Source organism: Vibrio sp. SCSIO 43137, from assembly GCF_028201475.1.
Taxonomy (GTDB): domain Bacteria; phylum Pseudomonadota; class Gammaproteobacteria; order Enterobacterales; family Vibrionaceae; genus Vibrio.
Window position 1 is genome coordinate 786,895 of the sequence record NZ_CP116384.1, and the last position, 15,456, is coordinate 802,350.

Annotated in this window: 18 protein-coding genes; 11 read left to right on the forward strand and 7 right to left on the reverse strand. The window is 43.7% G+C overall.

Annotation, left to right across the window (positions count from 1 at the left end; all coding sequences use genetic code 11):
• The first annotated feature begins 27 nt into the window (after nt 1–27).
• Complete coding sequence (locus PK654_RS19405; protein WP_271695076.1) at nt 28–1,401, forward strand: IS4 family transposase; 1,374 nt, start codon at nt 28–30, stop codon at nt 1,399–1,401.
• A gap of 53 nt (nt 1,402–1,454) precedes the next feature.
• Here PK654_RS19405 and pntB read toward each other — a convergent pair whose 3' ends face one another.
• From pntB to PK654_RS19425, 4 genes are all read right to left on the reverse strand, one after another.
• On the reverse strand, nt 1,455–2,831 hold the full coding sequence (gene pntB, locus PK654_RS19410; protein ID WP_271698938.1) for a Re/Si-specific NAD(P)(+) transhydrogenase subunit beta: 1,377 nt from the start codon (nt 2,829–2,831) through the stop codon (nt 1,455–1,457).
• A gap of 10 nt (nt 2,832–2,841) precedes the next feature.
• A complete protein-coding gene (gene pntA, locus PK654_RS19415; RefSeq protein WP_271698939.1) occupies nt 2,842–4,377 on the reverse strand; it encodes a Re/Si-specific NAD(P)(+) transhydrogenase subunit alpha in 1,536 nt (511 codons plus the stop codon).
• A gap of 336 nt (nt 4,378–4,713) precedes the next feature.
• Nucleotides 4,714–4,989 carry an HlyU family transcriptional regulator gene (locus PK654_RS19420; protein WP_271698940.1) on the reverse strand — a complete coding sequence of 92 codons (276 nt, stop codon included), beginning with the start codon at nt 4,987–4,989 and terminating at the stop codon, nt 4,714–4,716.
• Between the two features lie 16 nt (nt 4,990–5,005).
• Nucleotides 5,006–5,374: a late competence development ComFB family protein gene (locus PK654_RS19425; protein ID WP_271698941.1), complete on the reverse strand. Its 369-nt coding sequence runs from the start codon at nt 5,372–5,374 to the stop codon at nt 5,006–5,008.
• Nucleotides 5,375–5,591: 217 nt separating this feature from the next.
• Between PK654_RS19425 and PK654_RS19430 the strand changes: the two genes are divergently transcribed.
• From PK654_RS19430 to PK654_RS19455, 6 genes are all read left to right on the forward strand, one after another.
• Nucleotides 5,592–6,815, forward strand: coding sequence for a GGDEF domain-containing protein (locus PK654_RS19430; RefSeq protein ID WP_271698942.1), 1,224 nt, complete (start codon nt 5,592–5,594; stop codon nt 6,813–6,815).
• A 128-nt stretch (nt 6,816–6,943) separates the two neighbouring features.
• Nucleotides 6,944–7,393 carry a DUF1499 domain-containing protein gene (locus PK654_RS19435; protein WP_271698943.1) on the forward strand — a complete coding sequence of 150 codons (450 nt, stop codon included), beginning with the start codon at nt 6,944–6,946 and terminating at the stop codon, nt 7,391–7,393.
• Between the two features lie 191 nt (nt 7,394–7,584).
• Nucleotides 7,585–7,797, forward strand: coding sequence for a cold-shock protein (locus PK654_RS19440; RefSeq protein WP_271698945.1), 213 nt, complete (start codon nt 7,585–7,587; stop codon nt 7,795–7,797).
• 172 nt (nt 7,798–7,969) lie between these two features.
• Nucleotides 7,970–8,410, forward strand: coding sequence for a DUF3069 domain-containing protein (locus tag PK654_RS19445; RefSeq protein ID WP_271698947.1), 441 nt, complete (start codon nt 7,970–7,972; stop codon nt 8,408–8,410).
• Nucleotides 8,411–8,519: 109 nt separating this feature from the next.
• The gene (locus PK654_RS19450) at nt 8,520–8,984 is read left to right on the forward strand and encodes a GNAT family N-acetyltransferase (RefSeq protein WP_271698948.1); all 465 of its coding nucleotides are present in this window, start codon (nt 8,520–8,522) and stop codon (nt 8,982–8,984) included.
• Between the two features lie 127 nt (nt 8,985–9,111).
• Nucleotides 9,112–9,291 carry a hypothetical protein gene (locus tag PK654_RS19455; RefSeq protein WP_271698950.1) on the forward strand — a complete coding sequence of 60 codons (180 nt, stop codon included), beginning with the start codon at nt 9,112–9,114 and terminating at the stop codon, nt 9,289–9,291.
• A gap of 38 nt (nt 9,292–9,329) precedes the next feature.
• Here PK654_RS19455 and PK654_RS19460 read toward each other — a convergent pair whose 3' ends face one another.
• The 3 genes from PK654_RS19460 to PK654_RS19470 form a co-directional block, all read right to left on the reverse strand.
• A complete protein-coding gene (locus PK654_RS19460; protein WP_271698951.1) occupies nt 9,330–11,018 on the reverse strand; it encodes an SgrR family transcriptional regulator in 1,689 nt (562 codons plus the stop codon).
• Between the two features lie 86 nt (nt 11,019–11,104).
• On the reverse strand, nt 11,105–11,338 hold the full coding sequence (locus PK654_RS19465) for a DUF3389 family protein (RefSeq protein WP_271698952.1): 234 nt from the start codon (nt 11,336–11,338) through the stop codon (nt 11,105–11,107).
• Nucleotides 11,338–11,769 carry a hotdog fold thioesterase gene (locus PK654_RS19470; protein WP_271698953.1) on the reverse strand — a complete coding sequence of 144 codons (432 nt, stop codon included), beginning with the start codon at nt 11,767–11,769 and terminating at the stop codon, nt 11,338–11,340. Before PK654_RS19470 ends, PK654_RS19465 begins: the two co-directional genes overlap by 1 nt.
• Nucleotides 11,770–11,862: 93 nt before the next feature.
• Here PK654_RS19470 and PK654_RS19475 point away from each other — a divergent pair, with 93 nt between their 5' ends.
• From PK654_RS19475 to PK654_RS19490, 4 genes are all read left to right on the forward strand, one after another.
• On the forward strand, nt 11,863–12,648 hold the full coding sequence (locus PK654_RS19475; RefSeq protein WP_271698955.1) for a M48 family metallopeptidase: 786 nt from the start codon (nt 11,863–11,865) through the stop codon (nt 12,646–12,648).
• 145 nt (nt 12,649–12,793) lie between these two features.
• On the forward strand, nt 12,794–13,363 hold the full coding sequence (locus tag PK654_RS19480; protein WP_271698957.1) for a PhnA domain-containing protein: 570 nt from the start codon (nt 12,794–12,796) through the stop codon (nt 13,361–13,363).
• Between the two features lie 226 nt (nt 13,364–13,589).
• The gene (locus PK654_RS19485; RefSeq protein ID WP_271698958.1) at nt 13,590–14,195 is read left to right on the forward strand and encodes a hypothetical protein; all 606 of its coding nucleotides are present in this window, start codon (nt 13,590–13,592) and stop codon (nt 14,193–14,195) included.
• Nucleotides 14,196–14,615: 420 nt separating this feature from the next.
• On the forward strand, nt 14,616–15,428 hold the full coding sequence (locus PK654_RS19490; protein WP_271698960.1) for a hypothetical protein: 813 nt from the start codon (nt 14,616–14,618) through the stop codon (nt 15,426–15,428).
• Nucleotides 15,429–15,456 lie beyond the last annotated feature (28 nt).

A 15,456-nucleotide genomic window follows, 5' to 3' on the forward strand; every position in this document is an offset into this window, starting at 1 on the left:
TTAACGGACTTAGTTGAGGGTTTTGAGATGATTAAAAGCAATAGTGATTGGGCTGAAGAGCAATTTGGTCATGCTAAACTTGGAGACCCAAGAAGAACGGCTAGACTTGTAAAAATGGCATCAGACTTAGCTCAGCATCCAGGTAAATCGGTAGTGAAATCATCTCATTCTCCAGCAAGTATGGAGGGCGCTTACCGATTTATTCGGAACGACAATGTCTCATCAGACGATATTGCCGAAGCAGGCTTTAAAGCAACTGCAGATCAAGTTCATCGTTACCCTCTCCTTCTCGCGTTAGAAGATACAACTACCTTAAGCTACAAACATCGCTCTATTAGAGCGGACTTAGGACATGTAAACCAAGGTAATCGTTATAGGGGGTTGTTTGCCCATAGTATTTTGCTGTTTGCTCCTGAAACTCTCGACGTTATTGGGTTAGTTGAACAACAACGATGGACGAGAGATATCAAGACTCGAGGTATCCGTCGTAAGGGGTTGAAACGACCTTATGAAGAAAAAGAAGGTTATAAATGGGAAAGAGCATCACGCAATATGGCAGCCCGTTTAGGTACCTCGATGGTTAACGTAATATCAGTTTGCGATCGCGAGGCCGATATCTACGATTACCTCATTTATAAAATGGCGAATCAGCAACGTTTTGTTGTGCGGTCGATGATGAGCCGTCATATAGAAGAAGGCTCAGACAAGCTTTATCACTTTGCATCAGAACTTCAAAGTGTGAAGCAACGTCAAATCCAAATAGCTCAAAGGGGTGGCCGGAAAGCTCGTGAAGTCACTCTGGATGTAAAATATGCAGCAGTGACTTTAAAAACACCCTCAAACAAAAAAGGAGCTCCTATTTCTCTCAACTATGTTGGCTGCTCCGAAATCGGTGATGGAGAAAAGAGGCTCAATTGGCATATTTTAACTAATGAGCCAGTTAATAGTGCAGAAGATGCATTAAAAATTATTGGTTACTACGAAAAACGCTGGTTGATTGAGGAGTATCACAAGGTCTGGAAAACTGAAGGGACAGGAGTTGAAGAGCTTCGGTTACAAAGTAAAGATAACTTAGATAGGTTAGCAACAATTTATGCGTTTTTAGCAGTAAGAATTTTCCAATTGAAATTTGCCAATGAGCAAATCGAAGACGTTAGTTGTGAGAAAATCTTGTCCTCAAGAGCATGGAAGTTGCTTTGGCTGAAAAGAGTAAAGACACCACTTCCAAAGGAGGTTCCAACAGCAAAATGGGCTTATGAACACCTCGCAAGACTTGGCGGTTGGAAAGACAGCAAAAGAAATGGAAGAGCGTCAGTTAAGACGCTCTGGGAAGGATGGCTCAAACTACAAGCCATCCTTGAAGGCTACGAACTCGCTCTGTCTCTTGAGCAGGACTTGTGATCAAGAGACAGGCCTTAATAAAGGCTGGTTTTATCTGTTGTTTCAACGGTTATTTAAAGTGCTTTAAAGATGTTCTCTACACTCTCTTTCGCATCACCAAACAGCATTTGTGTATTCTCTTTGAAGAATAGCGGGTTCTGAACACCTGCGTAGCCCGGGTTCATAGAACGCTTGAAGACAATAACATCTTTGGCATTCCATACTTCCAGAACAGGCATACCTGCGATCGGGCTGTTAGGATCATCTTGTGCTGCCGGGTTAACCGTATCGTTAGCACCGATAACCAGAACAGTATCCGTCTCAGACAGGTCATCATTGATTTCGTCCATTTCCAGAACGATATCATATGGTACTTTAGCTTCCGCCAGCAGTACGTTCATGTGACCCGGTAACCTTCCCGCTACAGGGTGAATAGCAAAGCGAACATCAACGCCATGAGCACGCAGTTTCTCAGTGATTTCATATACCGGATATTGCGCTTGCGCTACCGCCATACCATATCCCGGAGTGATCACTACTGACTTAGAGTTTTTCAGCATATCAGCAACGTCTTCTGCGTTGGTTTCGCGATGCTCACCGTATTCAGTGTCAGTGTCCAACACCACTTCCTGACCAAAACCACCAGCGATTACAGAAATGAACGAACGGTTCATCGCTTTACACATGATGTAGGAAAGAATGGCACCTGATGAACCAACAAGTGCACCAGTTACGATCAACAGATCGTTGGCCAGCATGAAACCTGCGGCCGCCGCTGCCCAGCCAGAGTATGAGTTCAGCATGGAAACCACAACCGGCATATCCGCACCACCAATTGATGCAACCAGATGGTAACCGAATACAAAGGCAATCAGGGTCATCACGATAAGGGCAAACATGCTGCCTTCAACGTTGACGAAATGAAGCATTAGCAGGAACGAAACAACAACAGCCGCTAAGTTCCACTTATGCTTATGTGGAATACTTAGTGGTGAAGAAGGAATCAGACCTCTTAGCTTACAGAAAGCAACGATAGAACCTGTGAAGGTAACCGCACCGATAAACACACCAAGGAATACTTCTACAAGGTGGATATTAAGCAGTGCCTGATCGGTGAAAACACCATGATCAATGTAGCTGTTATAACCAACCAAAACCGCAGCCAGACCTACAAAGCTGTGTAGGATAGCAACCAGCTCCGGCATTTCGGTCATTTCAACTTTCTTGGCATAGTGGATACCAATACCACCACCGATCACCATAGCAAGGATGATCCAGCCAAATGCTGAACTGTCAGGAGAGAAGATCGTCGCGATCAACGCAATTCCCATACCGGTAATACCGTAGTAGTTACCTGCACGGGCAGACTCCTGCTTAGAAAGTCCCGCTAGACTCATGATAAAGAGAACCGCAGCAACAATGTATGCGGCTTGTACTAATCCTGCAGACATTTCAATCTCCTTAGTCTTTACGGAACATTTCAAGCATACGTTTGGTTACGGTAAAGCCACCAAAGATATTTATGCTTGCAATTAACACGGCGATAAACGACAGAACGGAAACAGCAGTATTACCCTGTCCTATCTGAAGTAACGCACCCACAACGATAATGCCTGAAATAGCATTGGTCACTGACATTAGCGGGGTGTGCAGAGCGTGAGTTACGTTCCATACCACGTAGTAACCTACTACACAGGCCAGAACAAACACCGTAAAGTGAGAAAGGAATGCAGCCGGAGCAACACTCGCAACCCATGCGAACGCACCTACCGCAGCAACCAATCCGACAATTTTCTTAACCGGAGAAGCAGGTTCTTCAACCTTCTCTTCCGCCGGTTTAACAGGCTCGGCTTTAACCTGAGGCTGTGCAGATACCTGAATCGGCGGAGCCGGCCAGGTCACTTCACCCTCTTTGACAACCGTAACACCGCGAAGAACAACATCTTCAAAGTCGATATCGATATTGCCGTCTTTCTCCTTGCAAAGCAGTTTTACAAGGTTAACCAGGTTAGTCGCATAAAGCTGAGAAGACTGAGTAGGAAGGCGACCCACCATGTCGGTGTAACCAATAACTTTTACGCCATTTTCAGTAGTAATCACTTTATCAGCGATAGTGTACTCACAGTTACCACCGTTAGCCGCAGCAAGGTCAACGATAACGCTGCCGGCCTTCATGCTATCAACCATCTCTTTGGTGATCAGCTTTGGAGCTGGTCGGCCTGGGATAAGAGCCGTGGTAATGATGATATCCACGTCCTTCGCTTGTTCAGCATAAAGCTCTTCTGCTTTTTTGTTGAACTCGTCAGACATCTCTTTGGCATAGCCGTCACCAGCGCCTGTATCTTCCTCGAAATCAACTTCAAGGAAATCAGCACCCATGGACTGGACTTGCTCTTTTACTTCAGGACGTACGTCAAATGCGCGAACAACAGCGCCAAGGCTACCGGCCGCACCGATAGCAGCAAGGCCGGCAACACCCGCACCTGCAACAAGAACTTTTGCAGGGGGTACTTTACCCGCTGCGGTAATCTGACCGGTAAAGAATCGACCAAACTCGTGTGCGGCTTCTACCACTGCACGATAACCGGCTATGTTTGCCATAGAACTCAACGCGTCAAGTGCCTGAGCACGAGAAATACGCGGTACTGAGTCCATCGCCATAACATTGATATTCTTAGCTGATAGCTTTTCCATCAACTCAGGGCTCTGAGCCGGCCAAATAAAGCTAACTAAGCTAGCGCCTTCTTTAATTGATTCAATTTCATTATCAGAAGGTGCATTCACTTTAAATATCAGGTCTGCATTCCATATCTCTTCAGCAGAAACTACTGAAGCCCCTGCTGCTTCATAAGCAGCATTATCAAAGCTGGCTAACAGACCAGCATCGGATTCAACGGCAACGTCGAATCCTAGTTTTAACAGCTGTTCTACCGATTTCGGCGTAGCAGCCACTCGAGTTTCACCTGCGAGTATCTCTCTAGGTACACCAATTTGCATAGTTATTCCCTACTATTGGCACAATGAATAATCTGTTTTTATCTAACGACACGTATAACTTCAAGTTTTTTGTAATAAAAATACATTATTTGATTACATCTAATCCTGAATAGCCTTGAATTCTCTCTTTAAGTCAGTGAAAAAACAACAAGTTCACTACTGGGCTGAGGTCAAACCAGATAACGGATAAAAATAGAGGTTATTTATCGCTCGAATTATTACGTATTTTTCGCGAGCTATTATAAAAAGAGCCATCAGCATAAACGCTAATGGCTCTCACAATCATGATAAATATCAAACTGTTTAGTGTAAAAGTCGTGACCCAACGCCAAACTTTTAACTGAAGATCTTACCGTTCATCTGGTCAATAAACATTTTTGCTTTATTTAGCATCAGATCGTTGGCATCAGTCTCAGAACTCACTACATCAGAACGAATAAATCTATGTTCCTTCACCTCACCGTCAACTTCTTGGGTGATTCTGCCGGCAATCCGGTATTGACCAGACTCAGCAATGGATTCCTGATAGATCAAAAAACCTTTGTACTCTACGGGTTCAACTTGTTTTGCTTTACTCTCTTTTGAAGAGAATAAATTAGAAAAAAATCCCACTCAGAACTCCTTACTTCTATCGTGATCTGGGTTTTAAAATCGGCTCTTCATACCACTCTAACTCGCGGTTCTCTTTTTCTTCGTCACTATCGGCGAAGATCACCTCTTCTTCTGTGCGCTCTGTGCGACGATCTGACTTGATCATTGTCTCCGCCGCTTCAACTGCAACAGCAACCTGCTCTTCATACTGAATTCTCTTACCCGTTTCCAGCCGTGAAAGGAAATCAATATCAAACCGGATATAGATAGGCCTCAACTGATTCAGTGTCAGACAGGCTAAATCAGCAAGCTGATCATTATCGTACTGCTCTGTGTATCGCTCTTCCGCCAGCTTGTTACCTACAAGGGTTTCCATATAATTGTGCACGTCGACATTAATCTGCATGTTCAATCTCCATGAATAATTCATAGTAAAACTAACACTATGATATGAAACTCAAAAGGTTATCGCCTACTTTCATTAGCACTTTTATTTAATTATTGCTGCTTTAACCACAATTTGAATCAGTTAGAGGTTTTTAATTCCCCTTAAAGCCGTTATCCTATGCTACCGAGCTTTAAGTAATTACTTTTAGTTTAGATTAGCATGTGATTTGTAAAAGATGTCCTTTATCCATACCAACCTATTCAGACTTCTGTTCCCTTTGATACTTATTAGTATCCTGTTTCTGGATATGGATAACATTGCCTTACTGGTTCAGACCAACTTTAATCTAGCAGCTCAACTCCCTTATCTTCTGTTTGCCGTATGTATTCTTCTTTGCCAGAGTTTCAATCAAAGCCGCATGGGCATGATAGCCACCGCTCTGGCCATCGCCTATTGGATTATCCAGTCACGGCTGCAACAGCCTCTTAGTTATGGCACAACAAAAATTGAGTATGTTCTTCTGGCGTTTACCTTTCCGACCGCCTGTATCGCCGTTTATATCTTTCCTGAAAAGCGCATATTTTCCATAGGCGGGCTGGTTTACTGCGGTTTACTGGTATTGCTTTTAGCCTGGAGCAGCCTGTTTATACAACATATTGAAATTAACGGGATAAGTGAGGGCTGGCAGAAATTTCTGTTCGAGCTTCCTCAGGTATCTAAGTTACCTTTTATCGTTATTCTGTATAACACCTTTTTTGTAGGGTTATTTGCTGTCTTTGTTCTGCGTAAAAATATGGTCATAGATGTGGCCATCTATACCGCCTTGTGTGTTTCAACACTAACACTGCTGCTGATACAAATGCCTTATATATCGACCATTCTCTATACACTGGCCGGCTTCCTATTGATTATCGGCATTATGACCACAAGCCATGAGCTGGCTTACAATGATCAGTTGACGAATATCCCCAGCCGCCGCGCACTGGAGGCTGAATTTAAACACCTTGGCAAAAAGTACACCATCGCCATGCTGGATGTGGATCACTTTAAAAAGTTCAACGATACCTACGGACACGACGTCGGCGACGACGTACTAAGGTTGGTAGCCAGCCAAATGAGTAAAATAGGCGGTAAAGCGCGCGTCTATCGCTATGGCGGAGAAGAATTCACCGTTCTGTTTAAAGGTAAGTGTATTGAAGAAGCCCTGATTCATCTTGATGAACTGCGAGAAAATATCGCCAATTATCAGATGGCTATACGTAAGTACGACGAGAGGCCGAAGAACAAACTCGGTTTAATCAATCGCGGCAAAGGTCAGAACAGCAAACGTGTTTCCGTAACCATCAGTATTGGTGTCGCAGACAGCTACGATCACAAATCCCCTCAGTCCACCATGAAAGCGGCTGATAAAGCTCTGTATAAAGCCAAAAAGGCCGGCAGAAACCGGGTTGCGTCTTAACCAACACTTAGTACTATTTTCTTTTATAAATCCGCCACTTAAAGTGTGATTATTTTGATTTAATATTGTTAAATCAAAGTAAACAAGGTAAGTTAAGCCAAGACAATTTAACTTACAGGAACAGGCGAATGATTTACAAAATCGTCATTGCAGTCGTATTAGCACTGGTTGCTTATATGTTTTATAAAAACAGTGTCACCCCTAGCTATCTGGGTGTTAACTCCGGCAAGTTCGCCGAAATGCCATCCAGCCCTAACGCTGTATCCAGCCAGACTGATATGGAAGAGAAGTTCGTAGAACCACTCCCGTTTCAGGATTCTGACAAAGCGATACAGGACATCAACCGCGTTCTTTCCCAAATGTCCGGAAATGAGGTTGTGGTTTCCGACGGTAACTACCTGCACGTCGTATTCACCACACCAACCATGAAGTATAAAGATGATCTTGAGCTTTACCTTGATGACTCATCTAAACAGCTTCATTACCGATCCCAGTCTCGTGTTGGTTACAGTGATGCCGGCCTAAACCGTGCCCGCTATGATGAGTTTGCTAAACTTTATCAGAAAATCTCCAGATAACTGTGCTGTGAGTTTCTGGCTGTTTTATCAATAATGAATTGAATTCAAACAATTTTATTAAAATGTTACCTCAGGGCATGTATTGATCACATCTTAATAAATTGACCATATTTTATACGCTTTAGTTAATGTAACGTATTTTTGTTGATGTGCTTTTTGCATCAGTTACTTACCTGAAATAGAGTTTTATTATGAGTGAAAAAATCAATGGCACTGTAAAGTGGTTTAATCAAGACAAAGGATTCGGCTTCATTACACCAGAAAATGGTGGGAAGGATGTGTTTGTTCACTTCTCAGCGATTAATGGAACTGGTCGTCGAAACTTACAGGACGGTCAACAAGTATCGTTTGTAGTAACTAATGGACAAAAAGGTCCGCAAGCAGAAGACGTCAGCGCCATCTGATTAGTTATACAAGTATCGAAGCCATCTTTTATAAGATGGCTTTTTTATTGGTTACCTATTCAGCAACCTTTTGTCACAATCCCCTGCTACATCAAGTAACGCGCTATTATTCATTGACATTTTTATTGTTCTTTTTAGCATTACCAGCCAACTTATCTATACGAGACCATTTATGAGCAACGAAAACAGCCCACAGCAGACAGAGACTGTCGATCTAGATCAGATTTCTGCCGAACTGAAAAAGGTAATCGAGTTTGATCAGGTACCTGAGCAGATGCTTAGTATGGTCGTCTCAATCCATGAGGTTTCCGAACAAGCCGTCCGTGAGTCATGGGATACTATGCCAGCCAGTGCACAGAATGTGCTTGATAACTTCGAGCAGTTCCACGCTTTAATTTCTGTCAGTCAGGCGTTTGCCGGTGTTAACTTTATGGAAGAGTACCAAACTCTTGAACTTCCTAAAGAGATGAGTGACAGCGAGCAGGAAGAATACCGCGCTCAATTACTTGATCAAGTTCTGCATAACTGTGTAAAAGATATGGTTAAGCAAGTTAAAAAGGCCCGCCGTGATGCGGTGCTTAAACGAGACTTTAAAGACGTCTTTGCCAAGTAACCAAAGCCATTATATAGAGTGAACGTCATTTAATTGAGCGTTCACTCAATTGACAAAAGCCGAAACGAGATTTACGTTATATAGACAATGTCTATACACTGAAACTGTTATGGATTTTGAAATAAGAAAAGCCAATAGCAAAGATACAGAATGCATTCAGAAAGTATTAACGGAGTCGCGGGCTGAATATCTGCCCTATGCGCCGATTAAGTACTCAGAACAGGAAATCAGTTACTGGATAAGGGAGATCCTGCTTGCTAAGTCCGACGTATGGGTCGCAGTTATTAACAAGCTGATTGTCGGAATCTGTTCCAGCAGTAGTCGTGGCTTTAGTACCTGGATAGATCAACTCTATATCCTGCCAGGTTACACTGGAAATACCATAGGTAGCTCTTTACTTAACTCTGCAGTGAGTTATGCCAAATTTCAGCATATTAAAGTGGTTTGCTTTAAGATGAACCAGCCTGCACAGCAGTTTTATAAGCAGCACGGTTTTCAGGTGGTAGAAGAACGGGACGGTTCAGATAATGAAGAAGATCTTCCCGATCTTGTTCTACAGAAAAAGGTGTTTTGATGGTTATTTCATCTGATTTTGCTTGCAAATCATACATAATCATCATTTCTTTCATTCCGGTATTGACTCTAAATGTTGAACGCATATAAAGTTCTAGCCGCTTTTATTCGTAACTCAAGGTGTCCCTGTGAGCACTAAGAAAAAAAAAGAATCAAATAAAAAAGATAGTCAGTTGATCATTCGTATCAACGGTGAACAGCGGGATAAATTTGTCTCTCTGTGTGAAGATATGGATACCTCTGCAGCAAGAGAGGTCAGACGCTTCATTAAGCAGTTTATAGCTGATCATGATAAAGAAGACGAGTAATAATCAGATATCACTCTTCTAACCCGTCCTCTACTAAGTTAGTTCAATTCAGGTTTAACCCAGACTTTACTGAAATCAAACCAACCCAGAGCGTTGCACTTTGCATTCTGCAGCGCTCCGCACTGATCTTTACTGACACCAAGCCAACAGTGAAACATCGGGATAATCTGACGCGTTTCGACCAGTGATTTACCCAGCTCTTTAGCAGGGAAAGGGGAATCCTGAGTTTCTCTCCATTCAGTTACCAACTCCTGCCAGTGTGCAAATGATGTTGTCTCACTAAAACGGTGTATATCACTATAATCCAGCAACCAGCCTGCTAACGCATCATCACGATAGGTACCTATGCCCATCGGTTTTAACCAGATGTCGATTTCATCCGGCTTGTCCGGTTTATGTTGATATTTTAATAGTTCAACACTAAAGCCCGCTTGTTTCAGGAGGCGCTTAATCGCCTTAGCAAGCAGTGGAAAGACCGGGTGCTCAGCAAGGTAAGCAACGGTGACTTTCTGCCCCTCCTCCGGGCTATAGGCTATTCTGTCCGGCAACGAATGGTACCAACCCGGTTTCAGGCCGTGGGCAGGTAACAAGCCCAACTCTACAACCGTCTCTTCAGGCAAGGCTTTAAACAGCGCAAATGAGTTTAGTACAGAAGCAATATAAGCCGCCGCTTTGTCGTCTCTGGCAATACCGCTCTTTCTGTTCAGCAGCAGATAAGTACAGCCGGGATCAAGCTCCACTTCATTATCAGCGGGAACCACAGGCTTAGTTGGGTCTGTCAGGCTTGGAAACACCAATGATGAGTAGGATTCATCGATCACCCACACTTCCACACGATCCACCAGCGGCCGGTAACCAAAGTAACCGTCAAATGCTTGCAGAATAAGACGTTTGTCGTCATTGACTTCCACCCTATATGGCCCGGTGCCGACAGGACGGATATCACAGTCATCGCTTAGCCACTGTTGAGGTGGAAGGATCTTTGCCATAGATTCTGCCAATAGCAGTGGGAAATGCCAGTCATCACGGTTAAGAAGGACATCCACAACACTGGCATCCGGTGTCTCTACCTGTTCGATATGAGAATAAAGCAGTGAATCGGTTAATGAGAGCAGGGAGTCGCGGATATGCTCTGTTGCCAGCAACTTACCGTTATGAAACTTCACGCCGGAGCGAAGATAGAAACGCCAATGTCTGGCGTTAATCGCTTCCCACGAGTGGGCCAGATCCGGCTCGAGTTGCTCATCTTCATTGAGCTTTGTCAGGCCGCTGAAAATCTGACGGATAATATTCTGCTCTGAACGGCGGTGAGGCTTACGCGGGTTAAGCATAGACAGAGGCCGATAATAAGGTAGCCGGACTACCTGCCGGCCGGCTACATGCTGTATACCAAGATAGTCATGAATAATATGGGTCAGGCGGGAAACATCTTTGCCCAATACCCCAAGGGCCTGCTCTATCCTTCCCTCTTCAAGGTGGCGTTTTGCCAGATTCTCGCTGACATCGTTTTGGTTCTGAATAAAGTTAAGGCGGGAGAGATTGCCCCTGCCCGCAGCCGGTATCCATTCAATCCAGCCCTGATCAGCCAGCTTATTTAAAACTATACGGGCATTACGGCGGGTGCAGTAAAGGATTTCAGTAATATCCTCCAGACGGATATCACTGTTTCTGCCTTTAAAGTGTTCAAACAGAGTTTCGAACTGGTTGCGGAGTCTTGGGCTGCTCATAAAGGGGAAATCTCATAAGTTATGGGATTAGAGAATTTCCCTATTTTATCACGGCAACCCATGCCATATAAACGCTTATTATTGCACTAATTGATATCCAGACTCATCTCGTCCGCCAGTTGTTTTAGTTGCTGCTCAGAGTCGAGTTTTAATGACCATTTGCACTCACCCGAGTTAACAGAAATAACATTCGCACCCCTCCCAATCAACTGCACCGCATCAACATGAGCCTGAAGGTTTGCCTGATGCTCACCCTCCAGACGAACAACAAGATCAAGCGCGTTGGCTATGATCTTTCCGCCTTTAAATACAATAACCACTAGTTTGATCGCTTATGTTTTCTGACCGCTATGGTAAGGCGGCTGGTACACACCAGTCTTCCCCTTTCATCGCAGATAGTGATCTGCCAAACCTGCGTTGTCGCTCCCATATGTAAGGGTTCAGCTTTTCCTGTTACATAGCCCTTTCTCATAGCGCGAATATGGTTGGCGTTAATATCAAGCCCGACACAGAAGTGCTCGTCATCTACGGAAAAGTTGGCAGCTACCGAGCCTAGCGTTTCTGCCAGAACAACTGATGCTCCGCCATGTAACATGCCTAATGGCTGGTGGGTAAAGCTGCAAACCGGCATAGTGGCAGTAACTGAGTTTTCGGTCACTTCGGTATACTCTATCTGCAGATGTTCGATTAGGGTGTTTTTTGATGAGTTGTTCAGCGCCTGAAGGCTGATCTCTTTTTGCCAGATTGACATTTTCTAACCTTAATTGTTTTAGTTGCTATAAACTGTTCAGGTACAAAATGGTATCATTTCTTTCAGCACCTGATTTTAATTGGATGATTAACATTGAAAAAATGCAAAAGCCTTTCCGTTGCGGCACTCGCCATTTCATTAGCGGCCTGTACTGCCTCTCCTACCGGAAGAAATCAATTGATCCTGTTTTCCGATCAGCAGATGAGCTCTCTTGGCTCTCAGTCTTTTGAGCAGATGAAAAAAGAGCAGCTTATCAGTCAGGATAAAGCCACAATAAACTATGTTCAATGCGTAACTAACGCCATTTTACCTTTTGTGCCTAAGCAACCCGGTTTTTCAGAATGGGAAGTGGTGGTATTCGACAGTGATCAGGTCAACGCCTTTGCCCTGCCCGGCGGTAAGATTGGCGTATACACAGGCCTTCTGAAGGTTGCAGAGAATCAGCATCAGCTTGCTACCGTTATCGGTCATGAAATTGCCCATGTTCTTGCCGACCACAGTAACGAACGCATATCTCAGGCTCAATTGGCAAACGCCGGATTGCAGCTCTCCAATATCGCGTTAAACGACTCAAAATATAAATCCGCTACCATGGCAGCTCTCGGCCTTGGCGTGCAATATGGTGTGTTACTGCCTTATGGGCGAGCACAGGAGTCAGAATCTGATATTCTCGGCTTAGAATTAATGGCAAAAGCGGGCTTTGACCCGTACCAGAGCATTTCCCTGTGGAAAAACATGGCTAAAGCCTCCGGCGGCAACCAACCACCCGAGCTGTTATCTACTCACCCTTCTCACAGCACACGAATTGCGGATCTGACCCAAAAAGCCAACACCTTGCCTAAACAAGCAGGTAGCGGGCCGCAATGTAAAAAGCCGTAAAATTATTACCCGCTTTTTCATCCTGATTTTTCTGGAAAAACGAAAGCGGGTCATATAGTATGCCGCCCACTAAAGACCATATGTAAACAAGGGTATATCCCATGTACTTATGGCCTGTTGTTAAAATAGATTAATAGGTATTTTTATGTCTACAGAAACCACTATGCTGGAGCGCTGCGGCTCAACGTGCGAGTTATGCAGCTCTTCATCTTCTCTTACCCCATACGTTGTTGCACCGCACACTCAGGTAACCGTGGACCACGCAATTATGCTTTGTGACACTTGTAAGGGCCAAATCGAGAACCCGGAGACAGTAGATGTAAATCACTGGCGCTGCCTGAACGACAGCATGTGGAGCCAGGTTCCCCCTGTTCAGGTTACCGCATGGCGTCAGCTAAAGCGTCTATCTGAAAAAGAGGCATGGGCAACAGACCTGCTGGATATGATGTATCTTGAAGAAGACGTGGCCAAGTGGGCGGAGATTGGTATGGACGAAGACGGCCAGAAACACGTCGATTGCAACGGCCATGAGCTTAAAAAAGGTGACGACGTAACTATCATTAAAGACCTGCCGGTAAAAGGCTCCAGCATGGTAGTAAAACAAGGTACAGTAGTGAGAAACATTGGCCTGGCGAAAGATGATGTTGACCTGTTCTCAGGCAAAGTGGACGGTCAGTCTATCTGGTTACGTTGCGAATTCAGCCGTAAGAAGTAATCTCACTGAGCTAAATTTGAAATAGAGAAAAGGCGCTGGTTAGCGCCTTTTTTGATTCAATTTCTGCGACCCATTACAAAATTTGAAAACCTAGTTTGTAATTATCCGTGACGCAATTGAATTGGACACTCAATACTCGAACAATCATGCAAAACACAAACTAAATTGAGTAGTTACATATCGAACTGTTATCTACAATATCCGCAACAAAACATCTCACCACACAGTGAAAATAATTTTAACTTGCATGAATAGCCCCTGTATAGCTCATCTATATCGACGACTCAGGCTGGAAACTCTCCGGCAGGTTCAGGCAGATTATTTAGAGTTACTGCCCGATTTTATTAATCGTGTAAATTTAACCGAGATAACAGAAACCGCCCTACTGTATCAAGAGATGTGGCATCAACCTTTAGAAAGGCAAGTTGGCTGGAATTGGCGAGTAATCAGAGATCAATATCGTCGAAATTACCCAGCTAGGGTTGAAGTGGCTGTTTGGTACGATAACCAACTCTGCGGTTTAATGCTTGGTAAAGCAAGCGAAGGAAGGCTCGTAGTTAAAATAAACTATATGCAAGGCAATGGCCTGAAAAATCCAATAAAAGGGCATATTGTGCCAATCTCTTCCCGATGCGCAGAATTGTTCGCGATTGCTATCGAGGCAGACTGGATTGGGATTCAGGATCCTTTGGATGAAGATGAGCTCTTGAAGTATTACAGAGAACTAGGGTTTGACCAGCCCGACCCGTTTGACCCAAGAAACAAAGCTCTATTTAAGCGAATTACAGATGAGCAACGACAAACTTCCAAACATAACATCTATCAGTTATAGTCAAGGTAACTAGGGGGTACCGTATGTTAACTACTAAAGTACAAGACAATAATGATCTCAGCTTGGACAAGGCACTTAAGCGTATGCGTAAGCATGCGTCTGAGAGTAAGAATGAGTTTTCCAAGTCACTTAAAGTCAACCCCCCTTCCACAGAGGGACGCCTCGCAGGGCCTCCTAAGTCTTAAGCTAAAACTAAATTAGAGAAAAGGCGCTGATTAGCGCCTTTTTTAACGAATTTTGAAGGCATTCAGTACGTCTAATGAGCAAAAAATAAAAAGTAACCATCATATAATCCGCTCACCAAAGTAGTATTTTTCATTCCATGTTGATAGGTGAACCGAAAGAGCCCTACCGATATATTCCCATTTCAGGTGAACGCCGTATCGTAGGGTATGTGTAGTAGGTAATTATGGAGTTGCAATGACAACATTACTTATCGATGACAGCACTGGCGCATGCGATTCCATGTGGTCGGATAAATTTGGAAAACCTATAGACGTTACGCTTAACAAGTATTTATTTGTTCCTTCACTCGATGTGTTCGAAAACGATGAACAAGTTGAAAAGGTAGGTGCTCCGAAAGTCATATTTTATTGTGGATCATACGAACAGATAGTTTTGCATCAAGCGTTTTCGCTAGTTATCCTTAATCCTGACCAATATGAAGTACAGTCTCAAAACGCTGCTAATCTTGGATATGTTGAGTTTGGTTATGTCGAAATAATTCTCGAAGGTTGGGAGCCAGTTAATCAAATTGGTGTGCTAAATCGTCACGGAGCCATTTATGGCGGTTCAGGAGGCGGCCATGCTATTCACCACTATCAAAACTCCTACAATGTTGTCGAGTCGGTACATGAAGCGATAAAGATTGACCCGCAATCAGCAGAACCTGTGTCTTATTATCGCAATACCCTAGATGGCGACAATTACTTTGAGCACATAGAGCAAGCTGGAAATCAGACTGTGCAAAATATATACTCATTAGCAGAACAGCTTATTATTTCCATGCAAACTGGCGAACTGGGAGGAGACATGAGTAAAGTGAAATTCTCTGGCTGCACGACTTCCTCTGCACCAGAAGCTCCGCCAATCGATGTTAAAAAAGTAATCCAAGACTCTGAAAAAGCGAAAAAGAAATATCTGAAGAATCGACACAAACACAAAAAGCTGAGATTCAGAAGTGATATGGAAATTAGTACAGAAAAGGTTAAGTACCAAAAAATCGCTTGTTAATTTTAGCTAACTAGTTTTTCAAAATGCC

What these genes read in the sequence shown, in the direction of transcription:
- PK654_RS19405 (WP_271695076.1), top strand. Translation starts at nt 28, where the DNA reads ATGATTAAAAGCAATAGTGATTGGGCTGAAGAGCAATTTGGTCATGCT.
- PK654_RS19470 (WP_271698953.1), bottom strand. Translation starts at nt 11,769, where the DNA reads ATGTCAATCTGGCAAAAAGAGATCAGCCTTCAGGCGCTGAACAACTCA.
- PK654_RS19450 (WP_271698948.1), top strand. Translation starts at nt 8,520, where the DNA reads ATGGATTTTGAAATAAGAAAAGCCAATAGCAAAGATACAGAATGCATT.
- pntB (WP_271698938.1), bottom strand. Translation starts at nt 2,831, where the DNA reads ATGTCTGCAGGATTAGTACAAGCCGCATACATTGTTGCTGCGGTTCTC.
- PK654_RS19480 (WP_271698957.1), top strand. Translation starts at nt 12,794, where the DNA reads ATGTCTACAGAAACCACTATGCTGGAGCGCTGCGGCTCAACGTGCGAG.
- PK654_RS19460 (WP_271698951.1), bottom strand. Translation starts at nt 11,018, where the DNA reads ATGAGCAGCCCAAGACTCCGCAACCAGTTCGAAACTCTGTTTGAACAC.
- PK654_RS19430 (WP_271698942.1), top strand. Translation starts at nt 5,592, where the DNA reads ATGTCCTTTATCCATACCAACCTATTCAGACTTCTGTTCCCTTTGATA.
- pntA (WP_271698939.1), bottom strand. Translation starts at nt 4,377, where the DNA reads ATGCAAATTGGTGTACCTAGAGAGATACTCGCAGGTGAAACTCGAGTG.
- PK654_RS19425 (WP_271698941.1), bottom strand. Translation starts at nt 5,374, where the DNA reads ATGCAGATTAATGTCGACGTGCACAATTATATGGAAACCCTTGTAGGT.
- PK654_RS19490 (WP_271698960.1), top strand. Translation starts at nt 14,616, where the DNA reads ATGACAACATTACTTATCGATGACAGCACTGGCGCATGCGATTCCATG.
- PK654_RS19440 (WP_271698945.1), top strand. Translation starts at nt 7,585, where the DNA reads ATGAGTGAAAAAATCAATGGCACTGTAAAGTGGTTTAATCAAGACAAA.
- PK654_RS19445 (WP_271698947.1), top strand. Translation starts at nt 7,970, where the DNA reads ATGAGCAACGAAAACAGCCCACAGCAGACAGAGACTGTCGATCTAGAT.
- PK654_RS19435 (WP_271698943.1), top strand. Translation starts at nt 6,944, where the DNA reads ATGATTTACAAAATCGTCATTGCAGTCGTATTAGCACTGGTTGCTTAT.